General features: G+C 63.0%; 15 protein-coding genes. All 15 read right to left on the reverse strand.

The genetic code is table 11. The features are described 5' to 3' along the window. Window positions 1-6: 6 nt before the first annotated feature. The 15 genes from msuE to AC1RWL_RS00345 all read right to left on the reverse strand — a co-directional run bounded on the left by msuE (window position 7) and on the right by AC1RWL_RS00345 (window position 17,269). On the reverse strand, window positions 7-567 hold the full coding sequence (gene msuE, locus AC1RWL_RS00275; RefSeq protein WP_493093781.1) for an FMN reductase: 561 nt from the start codon (window positions 565-567) through the stop codon (window positions 7-9). A 54-nt stretch (window positions 568-621) separates the two neighbouring features. Next, window positions 622-1,845: an acyl-CoA dehydrogenase family protein gene (locus tag AC1RWL_RS00280; protein ID WP_493093780.1), complete on the reverse strand. Its 1,224-nt coding sequence runs from the start codon at window positions 1,843-1,845 to the stop codon at window positions 622-624. Further along, entirely contained in the window at window positions 1,845-2,948 is a 1,104-nt protein-coding gene (locus AC1RWL_RS00285) for an LLM class flavin-dependent oxidoreductase (RefSeq protein ID WP_493093779.1), read from the reverse strand. Before AC1RWL_RS00285 ends, AC1RWL_RS00280 begins: the two co-directional genes overlap by 1 nt. Before the next feature lie 141 nt (window positions 2,949-3,089). Further along, entirely contained in the window at window positions 3,090-4,178 is a 1,089-nt protein-coding gene (locus AC1RWL_RS00290; protein WP_493093778.1) for an LLM class flavin-dependent oxidoreductase, read from the reverse strand. Next, window positions 4,175-5,905, reverse strand: coding sequence for a dipeptide ABC transporter ATP-binding protein (locus tag AC1RWL_RS00295; RefSeq protein ID WP_493093777.1), 1,731 nt, complete (start codon window positions 5,903-5,905; stop codon window positions 4,175-4,177). The genes AC1RWL_RS00290 and AC1RWL_RS00295 overlap by 4 nt, the downstream gene beginning before the upstream one ends. Then, window positions 5,884-6,726 carry an ABC transporter permease gene (locus AC1RWL_RS00300; protein ID WP_493093776.1) on the reverse strand — a complete coding sequence of 281 codons (843 nt, stop codon included), beginning with the start codon at window positions 6,724-6,726 and terminating at the stop codon, window positions 5,884-5,886. Before AC1RWL_RS00300 ends, AC1RWL_RS00295 begins: the two co-directional genes overlap by 22 nt. Next, entirely contained in the window at window positions 6,723-7,733 is a 1,011-nt protein-coding gene (locus AC1RWL_RS00305) for an ABC transporter permease (RefSeq protein WP_493093775.1), read from the reverse strand. The genes AC1RWL_RS00300 and AC1RWL_RS00305 overlap by 4 nt, the downstream gene beginning before the upstream one ends. Before the next feature lie 35 nt (window positions 7,734-7,768). Further along, the gene (locus tag AC1RWL_RS00310) at window positions 7,769-9,421 is read right to left on the reverse strand and encodes an ABC transporter substrate-binding protein (RefSeq protein WP_493093774.1); all 1,653 of its coding nucleotides are present in this window, start codon (window positions 9,419-9,421) and stop codon (window positions 7,769-7,771) included. 134 nt (window positions 9,422-9,555) lie between these two features. Then, on the reverse strand, window positions 9,556-11,892 hold the full coding sequence (locus AC1RWL_RS00315; RefSeq protein WP_493093773.1) for a molybdopterin guanine dinucleotide-containing S/N-oxide reductase: 2,337 nt from the start codon (window positions 11,890-11,892) through the stop codon (window positions 9,556-9,558). Window positions 11,893-12,003: 111 nt separating this feature from the next. Beyond that, window positions 12,004-12,576 carry a TetR/AcrR family transcriptional regulator gene (locus AC1RWL_RS00320; RefSeq protein WP_493093772.1) on the reverse strand — a complete coding sequence of 191 codons (573 nt, stop codon included), beginning with the start codon at window positions 12,574-12,576 and terminating at the stop codon, window positions 12,004-12,006. A 162-nt stretch (window positions 12,577-12,738) separates the two neighbouring features. After that, window positions 12,739-14,121, reverse strand: a complete 1,383-nt coding sequence (locus tag AC1RWL_RS00325; RefSeq protein WP_493093771.1) for an FAD-binding oxidoreductase — start codon at window positions 14,119-14,121, stop codon at window positions 12,739-12,741. After that, window positions 14,118-14,996, reverse strand: a complete 879-nt coding sequence (sseA, locus tag AC1RWL_RS00330; RefSeq protein WP_493093770.1) for a 3-mercaptopyruvate sulfurtransferase — start codon at window positions 14,994-14,996, stop codon at window positions 14,118-14,120. The genes AC1RWL_RS00325 and sseA overlap by 4 nt, the downstream gene beginning before the upstream one ends. Window positions 14,997-15,017: 21 nt before the next feature. Continuing rightward, window positions 15,018-15,620 (reverse strand): 2-hydroxychromene-2-carboxylate isomerase, encoded by a 603-nt coding sequence (locus tag AC1RWL_RS00335; RefSeq protein ID WP_493093769.1) that lies wholly within the window; start codon window positions 15,618-15,620, stop codon window positions 15,018-15,020. Next, entirely contained in the window at window positions 15,617-16,201 is a 585-nt protein-coding gene (locus AC1RWL_RS00340; protein ID WP_493093768.1) for a TetR/AcrR family transcriptional regulator, read from the reverse strand. Before AC1RWL_RS00340 ends, AC1RWL_RS00335 begins: the two co-directional genes overlap by 4 nt. A 39-nt stretch (window positions 16,202-16,240) precedes the next feature. Next, entirely contained in the window at window positions 16,241-17,269 is a 1,029-nt protein-coding gene (locus tag AC1RWL_RS00345) for a ketopantoate reductase family protein (protein ID WP_493093767.1), read from the reverse strand. Window positions 17,270-17,272: the final 3 nt, after the last annotated feature.

Here is a 17,272-nt window from a genome sequence, read left to right on the forward strand (position 1 = left end):
AGCAGCCTATTCCGCCGCCACTGCCGCCGAGATCGGCCGTGTGCTGACCAGCAGGGAAGCTTCCGTGACAGCCTGGTTCACGCGAGCGAGTATGGCAGGTGACGCCGTGCCATCGATGAAATCGCGTCCCGAGGCGTAAATAGCGGTCGGTGTAACAAAGGCCTCGAAAAATGCAAAAAGCGGCCGCAGCTGGTGCTCGACGACGAGCGAATGCCTGTCTCCGCCGCCGGTTGCCGTCAACACGATCGGCTTGCCGCGCAGATCGGCGGGATCGAGCAGATCGATGACGTGCTTGAACAGCCCTGTATAACTCCCCTTGTAGGTCGGAGAGCCGATAACGAGCGCGTCAGCCTCGACAATGGTTTGGATTACGCTGCGTGCTTCAGGGGCCAGGCCAGCCACCGACCGCGCCGCCGCCAAGGATGATCCGAGGTCCTCGATGTCGAAGACCACATGCTGCCGGCCAACCTTTTGAGCCAGCGCTTCCGTGACGCTTTCCACGAAACCTCTCGTGCTCGACGGACGGGAGATGTTTCCCGAGAAGCCGACGATCAGATTGTTGCTCATTCAAATCACCTCAAAAGTCCGTTTGCATGTGTTGAAAGGAAAGCGCCCTTTCCGTCATGCGGTCCTAAAAACGGGTATGTTCGCTGGATAGCCCGACCGATCGGCCTCCTCCCGGCTCCAGCGCTCGAAGGCGGCGCGGCCGAGCATGGCAATAGATGTGTCCTCCTGCGGCGCGTGTACGAGCACGGACTGGATATCGCGGAAATGCCGTTCGAGCCCGAGATCGGCGTCGAGGCCCGGATTGCCGATGCTGCGCACAGCGATCTGGACGGCTTCCCGTATTTGCCGCCCGGCAAGGAGGCGAGCCCTGATCAGTCGTTCCGGTTTGCTTTCTTTGGCCCCGAGCGTATCGAAGATGATCTGGCGCGCACCGGAGACGAGGAGATCGATTTCGCCCGACAGTGTCACGAACCGCTCCGTACGGGCGATGGGATGGCCGAGATTGGTCGGAACGCGTTCGTGCGCGAAGCGGACGAAGGCTGTCTGTGCGGCCTCCGCCACGCCGAGATAGATGGCGGTCAAAGCCAGGTTCATCGCCGCGTGGGCGCGATTGTCCTGTTGCGCGACGGAGGGATCGACGAGTTCCAGGACGTTCTCCGCGGGAATGACGACGTCGGTGTATTCGACATCGTGCGAGCCCGTGGCGCGCATGCCGAGGCTTTTCCAGTTTTCGATGACGCGGATGCCGGGCAAGCCGTTCGGCACGACGAATGTGCCGACACGCGCCGGCGTTTCGTCCGTGTGCGCCCAAACAAGGAAGTGAGTAAGGCCGTAGGCGCCGGTGACGAAGCGCTTGCGGCCAGTGATCGACCAGCCGCTTGCCGTGCGGCGCGCAAGCGTTGCCGGCAGGCCGCCGCGCGCCGGTGAACCGAGATCCGGTTCGACGCGAGCGGCGTTGAGCAGGAGCGGACGCTGCTTTGCCTCCGCCAGCAGACGCTTGTAGAGATCTTCCGGCCAATGGTTTTTGCCCGCCTGGCCGAGATGGTTGAAGATCGTCATGGCACTGATGAGCGCAACCGACGGATCGCCCCGACCGAGGGCTGCCAGAATGTGGACAGCGTCATAGAGGCTGCCGCCCCGTCCGCCATGGCGGGTGGCGACGGTGCTTTCCAGAAGCCCGCTCTCGTGAACGGCACGAATGCCTGTCCAGGGAAACGTGCCTGTACGGTCGGCGTCCGGCGCCGCATCGGCGAGCGCCCGCGCCGTGGCGTCCAGCACCTCGTTGTCGTAGGGCAGACCGGTCGGGCTTTCTGCCTGATTCAGCACGATCGCAGTCATCAGGCGGCGGCCGTCTTTTTGGTTTCTTCCCGCTGGCGGATACCTTCCCGCACGAGCGGCAGGACGTAGCGGCCATAATCGATGGCATCGTTGAAATTGTCATAGCCGCGGATCGAGATGAGGTCGGCACCCAGATCGATATAGTCGAGGATCGAATCTGCAATCGTGCGGGGCGACCCCACCAGCGCTGTGGTGGCGCCGCCGGCATTGGTCGCGGTGACCGTCGGATACCACAGGGCGCGGTCATGCACGTCGCCGCGCGCCGCGATCTCCAGGAGACGCTGCGACCCGACATTGGCCGGACGAGGGGCGGAAAGGGGCGAGCGCCCGAGGCCCTTCTGGCGATTGTCGTTCAGCCGATCCAGAACCCGATGCGCCTTTTCCCAGGCGAGCTCGTCAGTTTCGGCCACGATCGGGCGGAAGGTGACCCAGATGCGCGGACGATCGGCCCGGCCCGCTTTTGCGGCTTCCGCATAGATCCGGTCGATCTGCTGTTTCGTCTCCGCCAGCGGTTCGCCCCACAGGCCGAAGATGTCGCAGAGCGAACCGCCGATGCGGTAGGCTGCATCCGAGGAGCCGCCGAGCGAAATCGGGATCAGTCCCTGTGTCGGGCGCACAGCGCTGCGGAATTGCTTGAACTGGTAATATTTGCCGTCGAAGTCGAAGGGCTCCTTCGAGGTCCAGGCGAGGCGCAGGATGCGGATATACTCCTCCTGCCGCTCGTAACGTTCCTCCTTGTTGAGGAAATCGCCTTCACGGGCCTGCTCCTCGTCGCTGCCGCCGGCAATGAAGTGCACGACGACACGCCCGCCGCTCAGCTGATCGAGCGTTGCAAGCGATTTGGCCGCAACCGTCGGATAGACGGTGTTGGGACGCAGAGCGACGATGATCTTGATGTTCTTGGTGTGCGCGAGAACCGTGGCGCCGAGCGTGAACGGATCGAAAGACGAGGAGGAGTAGGGGAGCAGGGTATAGTTGAACCCGTAATCATCGAGGGCGCGGGAATAGCGCTCCAGGAAAAGCGGATCCACCGGCGCATCGGGAAGGGGGGTCAGGTCGTTTGAGGCGTTCGGGAAGCTAACGCTGATGAATTCCGCGGCCATGGGAGCTCCAATCTTTTACCGATAATAAGGGCACGTTAAGGCGGTGCGCCGTGATGAGGAAGACAGGTCTTTCTCTTTCTAGTGAAATGGTAGAAAATATTCCCTCCGGATTGGCTCCGAGAGAATCCGGCGATCGGCCGGTCATCGTGTTGGCGACCAGTCAAGCCTTGGCGCAACCGTCTCCGCCAGGTCGTTCAGCAGCCTTATGTTCTCGGAAAGCCCATAGGCGGGCGGCAGGAAGAGAACGATTTCATCCGCCGCGGCAAGGCCGGGATCATTGAACACGGCTTCGATCACCTGATCGGGCGTGCCCTGAAAGACCGGAGAAATCTGGGCGCCCGCGGGGGCTGTCTGACTGGCGGGCGCTAACGCACCCTTCGGACGGGAGGCGGCGATGCCGAGCGTCCGGCGCTCGAAGTCATAGGCCGCGTATTTTTCCCGCAGTTCGGGCGTGGTGCCGACGAGGATCGAGGCCGCGACGGCGACGGAAGGCGCCTCGGTGCCCCATGTCTTGCGCCAGGTGCTGCGGTAAGCCTCGATGATGCGGGCCTGATAGGCGCCGAAAGTTTCGCCCTCGTCCTGGCCGTGCTGCACGGTTCCCGAGATGAGGCCGATGCCGAGTTGGGCGGCCTGGACGGCGGAATCAATGCTGGCAGAACCCTGCCGAATTCGGGACCGGAGGCTCGGACTGTGCGGAGTCACGCGCAGCTCGGCGCCCTCCGGCACACCCTGGCTGGCTTCCACGACGGTGTGGAGCACTTCACCGGAGATGGCGGCAAGAAAACGGGCCTGGCGGCGCTTGGCCTCCGTGCGGGCATCCGTACCGACGGCGCCGAATACGGCATCGAAAGCGCCATTGGCGCCGGTGGCTATGGCCAGTTCCAGACGGCCGCCGATCAGAAGATCAGTCGTTCCGGCCGCTTCGGCGAGCAGGATCGGGTCCTGATAGCGCATCGGAATGACCGCCGAACCGAGCGTGATCCGGCTTGTATGCTGGCCGGTGGCTGCGAAGAACGGAAGGGGCGAGGAAAGGTAATGGTCGAAGTGCCGCTGGTAGGCCCAGCCGGACTGGAAGCCCAGTTGCTCGGCGGCCTTGAACAGGTCGATGCCCTCGCGCAGGCCTTGCGCCGGGCCGGCCTCGTCATTGAACGAGACGCGCGTGTTGAAGCCGAGCCGCTGTTTCGGGCGGAAGAATGCGGGCAGGGTATTGGCGGGTGCGGCGATGGTCATGCGATCTTTTCCTCGATGAGGATCTGCCGGGGCTGCGGGCGCGCCACGCGAGCGGGGCGGGCAAGACCGGCCGGGATCGAGTCCAGCAGCGCGCGGGTATAGGGGGCCTTGGGATGGTCGAAGATGTCGGCGACCGCGCCATGTTCGACGATGCGGCCGTGCTGCATCACCGAAACGGTGTGTGCAAGCTGGCGTACCAGCGCAAGATCGTGCGAGACGAACACATAGGTCAGGCCGAGCTTGGCCTGCAACGACAGCAGAACTTCGATAATATCCGCCTGAACGCTGACATCGAGTGCGGAGGTGGGCTCGTCAAGCACGATGACATCCGGCTTGAGCACGAGGGAGCGGGCAATTGCCACGCGCTGGCGCTGGCCGCCTGATAGGGCTTCCGGCCTGCGGGAGAGCAGATGTTCGCCCAGCCCGACATTGACCAGCGCTTCGCGAACGCGTTCGGTCCGCTCCTCCCGCGTGCCGATCTTGAACCGGTCGAGCGGTTCGCGCACCAGTTTTTCGACCTTCCAGGTCGGATCGAGCGAGGTGAACGGGTTCTGGTAGACAAGCTGCAGGTGGCGCCAGGTCGCACGCAGCGATGTGGGCGACCGGCCGTTCAGCCGCTCTCCGGCGACCGAGATAATGCCGGCGTCCGGCTCCTCAAGGCCAAGCAAAAGGCGGATCGTCGTCGTCTTGCCCGAACCGGATTCGCCGACCAGTGCATGGGTGGTGCCCGCCGGGACGGAGAAGGAGACGTTGTTGACGGCCGTGAGCAGCTTGCCGTCCAGGGCAAACGTCTTCGTTACGGCCTTCACCTCGATCTTCGGCGCCTTCTCGACGCCGGCCTTGAGGAGGCGAAAGCCGGGGTCGCGCAGGGCGGCATAGCGGTCCGGATTGAGCGCCGGCACGTCGCCGTGCAGTTTTCGCGCATAGGCGGACTTCGGCGAGGCAAAGACCGCTGCGGTGCTGCCGGCCTCCTGAATGACGCCGTCCTTGAGCACCACCAGGGAATCTGCGCGCTCTGCGGCGATCGCCAGATCGTGGGTGATAAGAAGGAGGCTGATGTTCAGGTCGCTCTGCAAGCGCGAAAGCAGGTCGAGGATTCGCTTCTGGATCGTGACGTCCAGCGCGGAGGTCGGTTCGTCCGCGACCAGCAACTTTGGTCGCGGGAGGACGGCCAGGCCAATCAGCACACGTTGCAGCATGCCGCCGGAGAGCTGGTGCGGATAGGAATCGTAGACGCGCTGGGGATTGTCGAGGCCGACCTGGGAAAATGTCTCCAGGATCAGCGCCTTACGGATGGCTTTGTTCGGCTCGTCAAGGAGAGCCGCTGCCTCCATTGCCTGTACGCCGATCGTCCGCACGGGGTTCAGCGCGTTGCCGGGATCCTGGGGCACAAACCCCATTGCCCGCCCGCGCAGCGGCCGGAAGCGGCGCTCCGGAAGCCCGAACACCTCCTCGCCATCGAACTCCACGCGGCCCGTCGCGCGCCCGCCACCGGCGAGAAGCCGCAGCACGGCGCGGGCGATGGTCGATTTTCCGGAGCCGGACTCACCGATGAGGGCAAGGCTCTTGCCGCGGGCAAGTTCGAAGCCGACGCCGGTGACGACCTGTTGCGGACCGTATGAGATCGAGAGGTCTTCTGTACGAAGCAAGGGCGATGATTTCTGTGGTGCAGGCACCGTCAAATCCTTGCGGAAGGGAAGGGTGGTCAGTCTGTCTTGCGTAGCCATCGGCTGATCCTGTTCACAGAGAGGACGGTCGCGATCGTGACAAAAGCGGGCGCGTAAACCAGCCACGGCCATTTGAGGTAGTCCTTGCCGATCGAGATCAGCAGGCCCCAGTCGGAGGCCGGAGGCGGATCGCCGTATCCGAGGAAGGCGAGGCTGGCGATGACCAGGATCGAATCCCCGAAATGCAGGACAGCGAGTGGGAGGACAGATCGCGAGGCATTCGGCAGGACATGCCGCCACAGGATGTGCGCGCGCGAGCCGCCGAGCAGGAACGAGGCCTCGACGAATGTCGCGCGCCGGGTCTTGATGACTTCTGAGCGCATGACACGGGCGAAGACGGCGACGGCCGACACACCGGTGGCAATGGCCGCATTGATGGTGTCGAAACCGATCGCCGTCACGACGATCACGGCCAGCAGGAATTTCGGGATCGCAAGCAGCACATCGACCAGGCGGGCGAGCACCGTATCCACCCAGCCGCCGAAGAAGCCGGCCAGCAGGCCGATAATGCCACCCGCAACAACACCGATAACAACGGCGATAAGCGCACTCGATACCGATGAGGCCGTGCCATAGACGATGCGGGTGTAGACGTCGCGACCCAGATGATCCGTGCCGAACCAGTGGGAGAGGCTGGGTCCAAGCAGCTTGTCGGCCGGCACGCCGTTGACGGGGCTCAGGCTCGTGAACAGGGCCGGGGCAAGCGACCATGTGATCACCAGCGCGACGATCGCGAATGACAGCACGACGGTTGCCGGCACGCGCAGGCTGGTCTTGCTGGCGACGACACCTGGAGGGGAGGAAAACGCGGTGAGGCTCATGATGCCACCGCCGGGGAAATGCTCGTTGTTGCGTCGTCGTTATTGACCGCGTGAAACTTCGGTCCACCGAGAAGTTTCACGCGTGGGTCCAGCAATGGATAGAGGAGGTCGGCGATCAGGTTGACGAGCACGAAAACCACCGCCGCGAGCGAAACGACCGCTTGCAGGACCGGCAGGTCCTGTGTGCTCACCGAACGCTGCACCAGACTGCCGATGCCGGTGCGCCCGAACACCGTTTCCGTAATGAGGGAGCCACCCAGCAACTCGCCGATGGTCAGCGCGATGACGGTAACGACCGGGAGGGAGGAGGGCTTGAGCAGGTGCTTGGCAAAGAGACGCGCCTGTCCCAATCCCCGACCGCGGGCGACGGCTGCATATTCCTGATTGGCCTCGTTATCGAGGTTTGCGATGAGCACCTCGGCAATCTGGGCAGAGATCGGGATGCCGAGCGCAATCGCCGCAAAGAGGGTTGCCCAGATCCCATCGGGTTCGATGACGCGAAACACGCCGAGCTGGAAACCGAAGAGATGGATCAGCACCAGGCCGATGACGAAATTCGGCACCGAAAGAAACAGCGACGGGAAGCCGCGCAGCAGCCCCTGGCCGTATTTTTTCGGCAGGAACTGCGTGCCATAGGCGACCCCGGCGGCCAGAACCAGTGCGACGGCAAGGCCTGTCGCCGCCAGGATCAGCGTGGACGGCAGCACCTCGGCGATCAGGGTTGCCACCGGCCGATGAGAGCGCATCGACAGCCCGAGATCGCCGGTGATGAAGCCGGAGAAGGATGACCACAGCTGGACAAGCACTGGCCTGTCCAGCCCCTGGGCGGCGATGATCTCCTTGATCTCGTCCTGGGTGAACCCGCTTTGCGGATTGTTCAGAACGTTGGTGATGGGATCACCCGGCAGGATGCTGACCACGACAAAGGTGAAGACGTAGGTCAGCAGAATGACGACCAAGGCCTGGGCAAGACGCTTTGCCGCGTAGGTTAGGTAGGCATTCGTCATGCCAGTCACCTCACGATGCTTTGTTGAATTGCGGATCAGTCGCTTTTCGTGGCCGTATAGTAGCTGGCATAGGCGACGCCGTTGTACACCTCGCCCTTGAGCTTCGGCGACTGTACATAGATCCGCTGGACGATCTGCGTGCGCGGGATGAAGTATCCCTGGTCGAGGACGTAGGTCTGCAATTCGTCGAGCAGCGCGCTGCGGGCTTCGGTCGAGCCGGCGCCTGCGATCTTGTCGCGCAGGTCGTTGAGCTTCTGGTCGCGGTCGTCGAGGGCGAACCAGTTCTCGCCGTTGTTGGCATTGGTGAGGATGCCCGCGACGGTGCCGGCATCGATGAAGCTGCGCGTCACCTCGTAGGTCGGGATCGCCGGGCCGCCATACTTGACCTTCTCGCCGAACGTCACGACGTCGTAGGCACGGATGTCGACCTTCCAGCCGATCTTGCCGAGCTGCTGGGCGATCAGTTCATCGACTGATTTTGACGTTGCAAGATAGGGATTGGAGTGGAGCGTCAGCGACAGCGGCTTGCCGTCCTTCGTGCGAATACCATCCCCGCCTTTTACCCAGCCAGCCTCGTCGAGCAGCTTTTCAGCCTTCTCCGGATTGTAGGCCAGCAGGTCGCTGTGGTCGGTCGCACCCGGCACGTTGCTCTGGATGAAGGACGTCGCGAGCTTCCAGTCGGGTGTGTAGACGGTATCGATGATCTCCTGGCGATTGATGCCCGCCTGCAGGGCCTGGCGCACCTTCACGTCGTCATAGGGAGCAAGCTTGGTGTTGACCGCCCAGCCATTAACGAAGCCGAGGTATCGCGGGGTCGCAACCGTGAAGCCCTCTTCCTTGAGGGACTTCAGCTCCTGCGGCGATGCGTTGTAGGCCACGTCGGCCTGGTCCGACTGGACCGATGCAACGCGCAGGGAGGGCTCCGAGACAAGCTTGTAGGTGAGCGTATCCAGGAATGCCGGGCCGGTATGGCCGACCGCTGCCGGTCCCCAGTTGTAGTCCTTGCGCTTGACCAGCTTGACGAAGTCGCCTTCCTTCCAGGCTTCGACGACATAGGGGCCGCTGCCCGACGTCTTGCTGAGGTCCGCCTGTTCGGAGGCAGGCTGCGCGAGCGTCTTCGGCGAGATGAGGATCGAGCCGTGGTATCCAAGCGTCGGAATGAAGCCGAGCGTCGGTTTCTTGAAGACAACCTTTACCGTGGACGCATCGACCGCCTCGGCGTGGTCATAGGTCTTCGGGAAGAGGCCGATCGGGTTGATGCCCTCGTTCTTGCGGCCGGCATACCAGATGTCGAGATTGGCGACGACCGCCGCGGCGTCGAGCGGCGTGCCGTCGGAGAAGGTCACGCCACTTTTCAGGTGAAGGGTAAACTCGGTCGCATTGTCGTTCTGCTCCCATCGCTCGGCAATCCACGGACTGACTTTGCCCTCGGCATCCACATAGAGAAGCTTGTCGGTGACATGGCCCCAGATGTGGCCCTGAAAGCTGGAGATCGCGCTATTGTTGGGGATCCAGGTATCGCCCAGCGAGTCGATGAGGAAGGTGACATCCCCGCCATTGGCGTCGCTTTCCTCTGCATGAACAGGTGTGAAATTCGCCGTTCCAACCAGGGTGGCGAGTGCCAGCACAGCGGTGGCTGTCAGCAGGCGGCGCCGGGAAAGGGAGAACGGGAAAAAGCGGTCAGTCATGGTGCGGGTCCTGTTTGTTTGCCGAGCGGATCATGGTGCACAGCGTAAGCAGGAGATCGGTGGAGAGAAAGACTGGTTATTCTTTTTCTACTAAATCTATGGATTATTTTGTTCGGTTTCCGCGCGTGGGTGGATCAGCTTTTCCGCGGTTCCAGTTGGGAGTGCTCCTCGCGCTGAGCCGTGAACCGCATTTCTTCGAAGATCCGCACGGCAGGCGCTTCGTCGGCAAGCCGCTCGACGTCCACTTTCGTAAGCTGCCCGGTCGAGCCTTGCGCGAGCTGGGACGTGCCGATGTCGCGGGTGAGGATGTTGGGATTGCCGTGAATGCAGTTCGCCTTGTCGGCGGATGGCTCGTCTGGCTCGAACCAGGCCCCGGTCGCAAGCTGCATCACACCTTCCCGGACACCGTGGTCCAACACGGCCGCTGCCAGGCAATTGCCGCGCCCGTTGAACAGCTTGACGATATCGCCGTCCGAGATTCCACGCGCGACCGCGTCTTTGGGGTTGATCCGTACCGGTTCACGACCTTTGATCTTGGTGGACCGGCTGAACGCGCCATAGTCAAGCTGGCTGTGCAGGCGCTGGTGCGGCTGATTGCAGACGAGATGGAGTGGGTAGAGGTTCTCCTCCACCGGCGTCGCCGCCCTGGGCGCATACCATTGTGGATGTCCCCGGCAGTCGTCATAGCCGAAGCTCTCGATCGTCTGCGAGAAGATTTCGATTTTGCCTGATGGCGTGGGGAGGGCCGCGGCCACCGGGTCCTGTCGGAAGGCGCGTGCCGGTCCTCCGTCATCGGGCTGAAGCGGCAGGAGCAGTTCTCCGCGTTCCCAGAAGGTCTCGAAATCGGGAGCGTCGTGCCCGCCCGCGGCGAGCGCAGTGCGCGTCGGCTCGTAGAGGAATGCGAGCCATTCCTTGCTCGTGCGATTTTCGGTGAACGCGTCGAATGTGCCGAGGCGGTGCGCGATCCCGGAAAAGATCTCGAAGTCGTCGCGCGCTTCGCCGACCGGCTCGATCAGCGCCTTCATCGCGATCATCAGGGGATCGCCACCTGACGCGCCGATATCGTCACGTTCAAGCGTCGTGGTGGCGGGCAGCACGATATCGGCGTGGTGGGCGGAGGACGTCCAGGCCGTCTCGTGGACGATGATGGTCTCAGGCCTCCGGAAGGCCGACCGCAGCTTGTTGATATCCTGATGGTGATGAAACGGATTGCCGCCGGCCCAATAAACGAGCCGGATATCCGGATATTGGCGCGTCAGGCCGTTATAGTTGAACGCGGCGCCCGGATTGAGGAGCATGTCGGCGATGCGCGCGACGGGAATAAAGTCCGACACTGGATTTTTGAACTGGTCGAGGGTGGGGAGCCGGACGGAGAGCTGACGCTTTCCCGTATTTCCCAGTGCACCAAGAGAATAGGAGAAGCCGCCACCGTTGAGGCCGATCTGGCCGAGCATCGCGGCCAGCACGATGCCCATCCAGACGGGCTGCTCGCCGTGGTCGGCGCGCTGCAGGGAGTGGCTGACGGTGATCAGCGTCCGGGCGGCAGCCATCCGCCGCGCCAGGGTCCGGATGGTATCGGCGCTGATGCCGGAGAGGCGGGACGCCCATTCGGCGGTCTTCTCGACGCCATCGGTCCGACCAAGAAGGTAGTCCTCGAAGCGTTCGTAGCCGACCGTATAGCGATCCAGAAATCCGCGATCATGCAACCCTTCTTTGACGAGCACATGCGCAAGGCCGAGCATGAGCGCCACATCGGTGCCCGGCACGATCGACAGCCATTCCGCATTCGCCTCAGGGGGAAAATCATCGCGCAAGGGACTGATCAGGATAAAACGTGCCCCTCGGCTGCTGGCGCCCTTCAACTTGTCGCGCACGATATGCTGGCTGTTGTCGCCGCCATGCACATCCGCATTCTTGATTGCCATGCCGCCGAAGGAGACGACCAGTTCGGTGCGCCTCTCGATGGCATCCCAGGTGACGCTCTTACGCTCGAAATGGTCGTAAGGTCCGAGTACATGTGGGATGATGACCATCGCCGCGCCAGAGCTATATGTATTGACGGATCGTACATAACCGCCGAGCAGGTTCAGGAAACGATGGACCTGGCTTTGCGCATGATGGAATCGTCCGGCGCTCGCCCAGCCGTAGGACCCTCCGAACACCGCCGTGGGACCGAAATCTCCGTAAACGCGCTGAAGTTCCTTCGCCACCAGGTCCAGGGCCTGTGGCCAACTGACCTCGACAAATGTATCCGCCCCGCGGTTTTTCCCGTTGCCGGGAATACCCTCCAGCCAACCGCGCCGGACCGCCGGGCGTCTGATGCGCACGGGACTGTCGGCAATCGCCGGCAGGTTGCCCAAGAGCGGCGAGGGGTTCGGATCGTCGGGATGCGGGCGGATCTCAAGCTGCCCATCCTTGTAGCGGCCGGAGAACGCACCCCAATGGGAACTATGGGGCTTGAACTTGGTCATTGCACGGTTCCCGGATCTATCAAGGCATTATTCGAAGCAGCACGAATTTCCGCGGGTCGCCCAGACTGGCGGCCTGCCCGCTCGTGGTCCTCCGAAACTGGCATCGGCCGTTCAAGGAAGGGGCTTGGCCACGCTCGTCGCCGCGTCGAAGACGGAAAGAGCACAGTCGCGCGCGACGAGAACAGCCTGAGGGTCGCGTCCGACCGCGACCGTTGCAAGCGCGCCTTCATAAAGAAGGGAAAGATGCGCCGCCGCCTGTTCGCCGACGATCTGGGCCTCCAACATGATACCGCGGAAAATGTCGCCGACCATCGTCTTGTGCGTTCGGGCGACGGAAACGATCCGTTCGGAATCGCCATGTTCGGCAACCGCAAGCGCAAAGGCGCAGCCGCGAAACTCGGGGCTGTCGGCCTTCTCGTACAGACGCTCGAAAATCAGCCTAACCTGATTTCGCGGGGTCGCCTCTGCCTCCAAAGCGTCCTGGAGGGAGCGAATGACCCGTTCGTGGCGATCCTGAAGATAAGCGGCGACGAGATGGTCTTTTGACGGGAAGTGGCGATAGAGCGTTGCCTTGGCAACCTTCGCCTCCTCGATGATTCGATCTATGCCGACAGCCCGTATGCCCTCACTGTAAAAAAGCGCTCCGGCGGCTGTGACGATCTGATCTGATATGGGTTCTTTCATTGGACTGCTTCGAATTGGAGTATCTCACCTGCGGGTCCTCAGGCCACGGAGACCGCTTGGCGTGAGGCGAACAGAGTTCTAGGCCATCGGCCGAGAAAGAGAAAGACAGGTCGGTCCCATTTTTTGTTGCTTGGCCAGTTTTGTCCGGCGGGATGAACATCGTCACCGTGCGCTTGGCAGGATCTTTCCGGGGTTCATGATGCCGAGCGGATCGAGGGCATTTTTGATGACAGCCATCAGGTCCACGGCGTTGCCGTGCTCCTGCCTGAGATAGGCGATCTTGCCCGTGCCGACGCCATGTTCGCCGGTCGACGTCCCGCCGACCGAGAGTGCCTTTTCGACCATCTTCTTGTTGATGGCAGCGACGGCGGCCATTTCGCTTTCGCTTGAAGGATCGACGGCGAAGACGACGTGATAGTTGCCGTCGCCGACATGGCCGAGGATGGCGGCCGGTACGGAAAAACCCTCCAGCAGTTCCCGGGCGTGCAGGACACAGCCCGCAAGTTCGGAAACCGGCACGCAGACATCGGACGACCAACCTTTCGCATTCGGGCGTTGCGAGACGACGGCGTAGAAGGCGCTGTGGCGTGCCTTCCATAGACGGTTCCTGTCTTCGGGCGATGTTGCCCATTCGAAGTCGTTGCCGCCATTATCCTGCACGAGGGATGCGACGAGGGCGACCTGCTCCTCGACCGCGCCTACGGGACCGTGGAATTCGAAGGCCAGCGTATCCTCCAGCTTGAGGGTTAGGCCCGAATAGGCGTTTACCGCGGCGATCAGCCCGCGGTCCATGAACTCCATGCGGGCGACGGGAATGCCAAGCTGCACGACGGCGATCGCCGTGTTGATGGCTTGTTCGACGCTTGCGAAGGAGCAGAGTGCTGCGACCGTGTGTTCCGGAATACCGTAGAGCCGCAGCGTGACCTCGGTGACAATGCCAAGCGTTCCCTCTGCGCCGACGAAGAGCCGTGTCAGGTCGTAGCCGGCCGAGGATTTGCGGGCCCGGCCGCCGGTCTGGATGATCTCGCCATTAGGCAGCACAACCTTCAGGGACAGTACGTTCTCGCGCATCGTGCCATAGCGAACGGCATTGGTGCCGGAGGCACGGGTCGAAACCATGCCGCCGATCGAGGCATTCGCGCCGGGATCGATCGGGAAGAACAGGCCCTTGTCGCGCAGCCAGCTATTCAGCTCTTCGCGGGTGACCCCCGCTTGCACGGTACAGTCTAGGTCTTCCTGGCTGATGCGCAGGATTTCGGCCGTGCGTGAAAGATCGAGCGAGATGCCGCCCTTGATGGCCGTGAGATGCCCTTCCAGCGAGGTGCCTGCACCATAGGGAATGACGGGGACCCGATGATGGGCGCAAAGCCTGACGATCTCGGCGACGTCCTCGGTGCTTTCGGCAAACACAACACCATCCGGCAGGGCCGCAACGTGGTGGGATTCACCGCGGCCATGCTGCTCAAGGATTGTCGAATTGGTCGTGAAGCGGTCGGCGAAGCGTGCTTTCAGCTGTGCTGCAAATTCTTGGGGAAGCGTGCTCATGTGTCAAAGGCCAGTCTCGCTGGACCTGTGGCAACGGGCGTTTCTCCCGGCAAGCCCCATTCCGACCAGGAGCCGTCATAGACGGCCACGTCTGATTTTCCGATGAGGTGAAGCGCAAAGGCAAGGGCGCCGGCGGTGACGCCGGAGCCGCAGCTGGCGATGACCGGCTTTTGCAGGTCGACACCGGCAGCTGTGAAGGTTGCGCGGATTTCTGCCTCGCTCTTCAATTCGCCGGTCGCAGCATTCGTGAGGTCGCCGAAGGGGACATTGAGGCTGGTGGGGATATGGCCGGAGCGGAGGCCTGGCCGGGCTTCCGCCTCCTCTCCGCGAAAACGGCCGGCCGCGCGGGCGTCGGCGACCTGTTCGGCGGGCGCGGAGAGATTTGCGAGAAGCGCCTGCTTCGACCGCACTTTCGACGCTTCATAGCGGGCGTGGAAGCGTCCCTTTCGGACTACAGGCACTTCACTGGTAATCGGGCGGTCCTCCGACAACCATTTGCGCAGACCCCCGTCAAGGATCGCGACATTCTCGTGGCCGAAGACGCGCAAGGTCCACCAAACGCGGCCCGCCGACATGAGGCCGGGCGTATCATAGACCACGACGACGCTGTCGTTCGAAAGGCCGAGTTCGGCGGCGAACCCCTCAAAGGCCTCCGCCGAGGGCAGCATATGGGGAAGGGAGGACGCCTCATCTGCCACGAGATCGATGTCGAAGAACCGGGCACCGGGGATGTGGCGGCTTGTAAAGTCCTCGGCGGCCAGCGGCGTGACGCCCGGCAGCTTGTAGGATCCGTCGAGCAGAACGAGGTTGTCGTCATGGAGGTGGTGGGCAAGCCAGTTCGTCGTGACGAGCGGGCCGGGCAAAGCGAGAGGCATGTCGTGTCTCCGGGGTGTCAGTCAGGCGATGAGCCGTGCGCCTTCGAGATGGCGCTCCAGAAAGGGCAGGCTGTCCTGGCCCCAGTAGAGCTCGCCTTCATAGCGGAAGGTCGGCAGGCCGAAGACGCCGGCCTCTTTCGCGACGTTCCGGTTCGACTGCCAGAGGGCTGACACGTCGTCGCGTGCCGCGCGTGCTTCCAGCGCGTCTGCATCGAACCCCGCGGCCTCGATGATCGGCCGGCGCACTGCGACGTCGCCGATATCGGTCTTGCGGGCCCAATACGGCGCCTGCAAGGCCCGCGTCAGCCCTATCCAGTCGGCACCTTCGAGCTGGGCCGCAAGGATCAGGAAACCCGCCGGTGTCGGATCGGAAAGGCTCGCTCGGTTGGAAAAATCGACGACCTTGCCGCGGAGCGCCGCCCAGCGCTGCAGATCCTTCTGCCAATAGGCGCGGCGGGCGTCGGGCCGATCGCGCGAATAGATGCCGCCGTTTTCGACGATGAGAGGAATGAGGTAGGGCCGGACCTCGGCGCCGAAGCGCCGCGCGATGTCGAGGAACGGGTCAAGGCCGATATAGGCCCAGGGGGATCCGATGCCGAAGAAATAGTCGATGGTGCGGGTCATTGTTTCGTCTCTTTCGGGGGGTGGTTGCTGCCGATGGCAAGATCGAAGACGGCAAGCGCACAATCGCGCGCAAGGAGAACGGCCTGTGGGTCGCGGCCGACGGCGACCGTGGCGAGCGCACCTTCATAGAGCAGGGCGAGATGCGCGACGGGCTGATCCGTCGGGACGCCGGTATGCGCAAGGATGGCCTTGAAGATGTCTCGTACGGCGCTCTTGTGCTGGCGCGCGACGCTGACGACGCGCTCGGAATCGCCGTATTCGGCAACCGCCAGCGCGAAGGCGCAACCGCGAAATTCCGGACTATCCGCCTTTTCGAACAGCCGCTGGAAGATGAGCGCGATCTGGTCGCGCGGCGAAAGGGCGGCGCCTGTCACATCGCGCAGCGACCGGATCACGCGCGCATGCCGCTGGCTGAGATAGGCCGCGACCAGATGGTCCTTGGAGGGGAAGTGCCGGTAGAGCGTCGCCTTGGCGACCCTGGTTTCATCGATGATGCGGTCTATGCCGACGGCGCGGATGCCCTCGGTGTAGAAGAGCGCGCCGGCGACGGCCAGGATCTGGTCTGATATCGGTGTTCTCATCGGCAATGTCCGTCTGGCGGTTGGTCGCAGCCTCGGCCGTCACGCGGCATGCGGCGCTTCGAGGCCCCGTGTACCCAAGGTGTTTCCGGCAAGCGCCTGAAGCCTTTCCAGAGGCAGCAGCCGTTCGAAACTGGATTGGCGGGCGGCAAGGCCCGCGAGCTGCTGGGCCGCCTCATTGTAGGGCGTCGGCGTGCCGGACAGGCGGCCGAGCACGACGATCTCGCCATTGAGGAAATCGACCTCGCTTGATGCGCCGCGCTTGAAGCTCTGCCAGGTCGATTGCTGGCCGGGCTCGATGCCGCTGTTTTCGGCTGTTCCCCAATGGGCGATGCTGATCGCGCGTTCCGAAGGGGAGGCAAGGCTATAGCCGGCAGCGGTGAGGGCTTTGCGCGCCTCTTCGACAAGAGCGTCAGAAATGGCGGCGCGCTCCTCGTTCGATCCGTCAAACAATTCCAGAACGTTGCGCACGTTATGAAGCAGTTTGGCCGCCTTCCAGCGCCGGATATCTGCCGATGCTTCGGCAATGTAGTCGGATCGTGCCAGGTCGGCGACAATTCGTGCAGCGATGTCGTCAGCGCCGTGCGGGTAAAGGCCAACCGTAACGACGGCGACCTGCGGATGGCCGCCGACCACCACCGTGCCGGTCTCGGTAAAGCGGGCAGGGGTGAGGATGCTTGCGCCATAGACATTGGCGAAATTGCGCAGGGCGATGGATTCCGTCGCAAGGCCGTTCTGGAACGTGACGATCGGCAGTCTCGATGCCGTCTCTCCGTCTGTCCCCTCGATCGGACGCCATGCCCAATCGGCGACTGCCTCGGCAGCATCCTGGGCCTTTACCGTCAGGAGCAGGATATCGTCCCGGCGCAGGAGCGGTGGGCTTGCGGTGTCAAAAGCCTTGAGCGCTATCTGGCGCGTGCCCGAGGGGCGACGATAGGTGAGGCCATGTTCGAGGATATGGCGTATCTGAGCGCCTCTGCCGACAAGGGCATAATCTACGCCGGACAGTTCAAATTGTGCCGCAAGGCTCGCGCCGACGGCGCCGGCGCCGATGATGATGTATCGGGTCATGTC

The organism is Shinella sp. GW821-FHT10F02 (assembly GCF_058809275.1).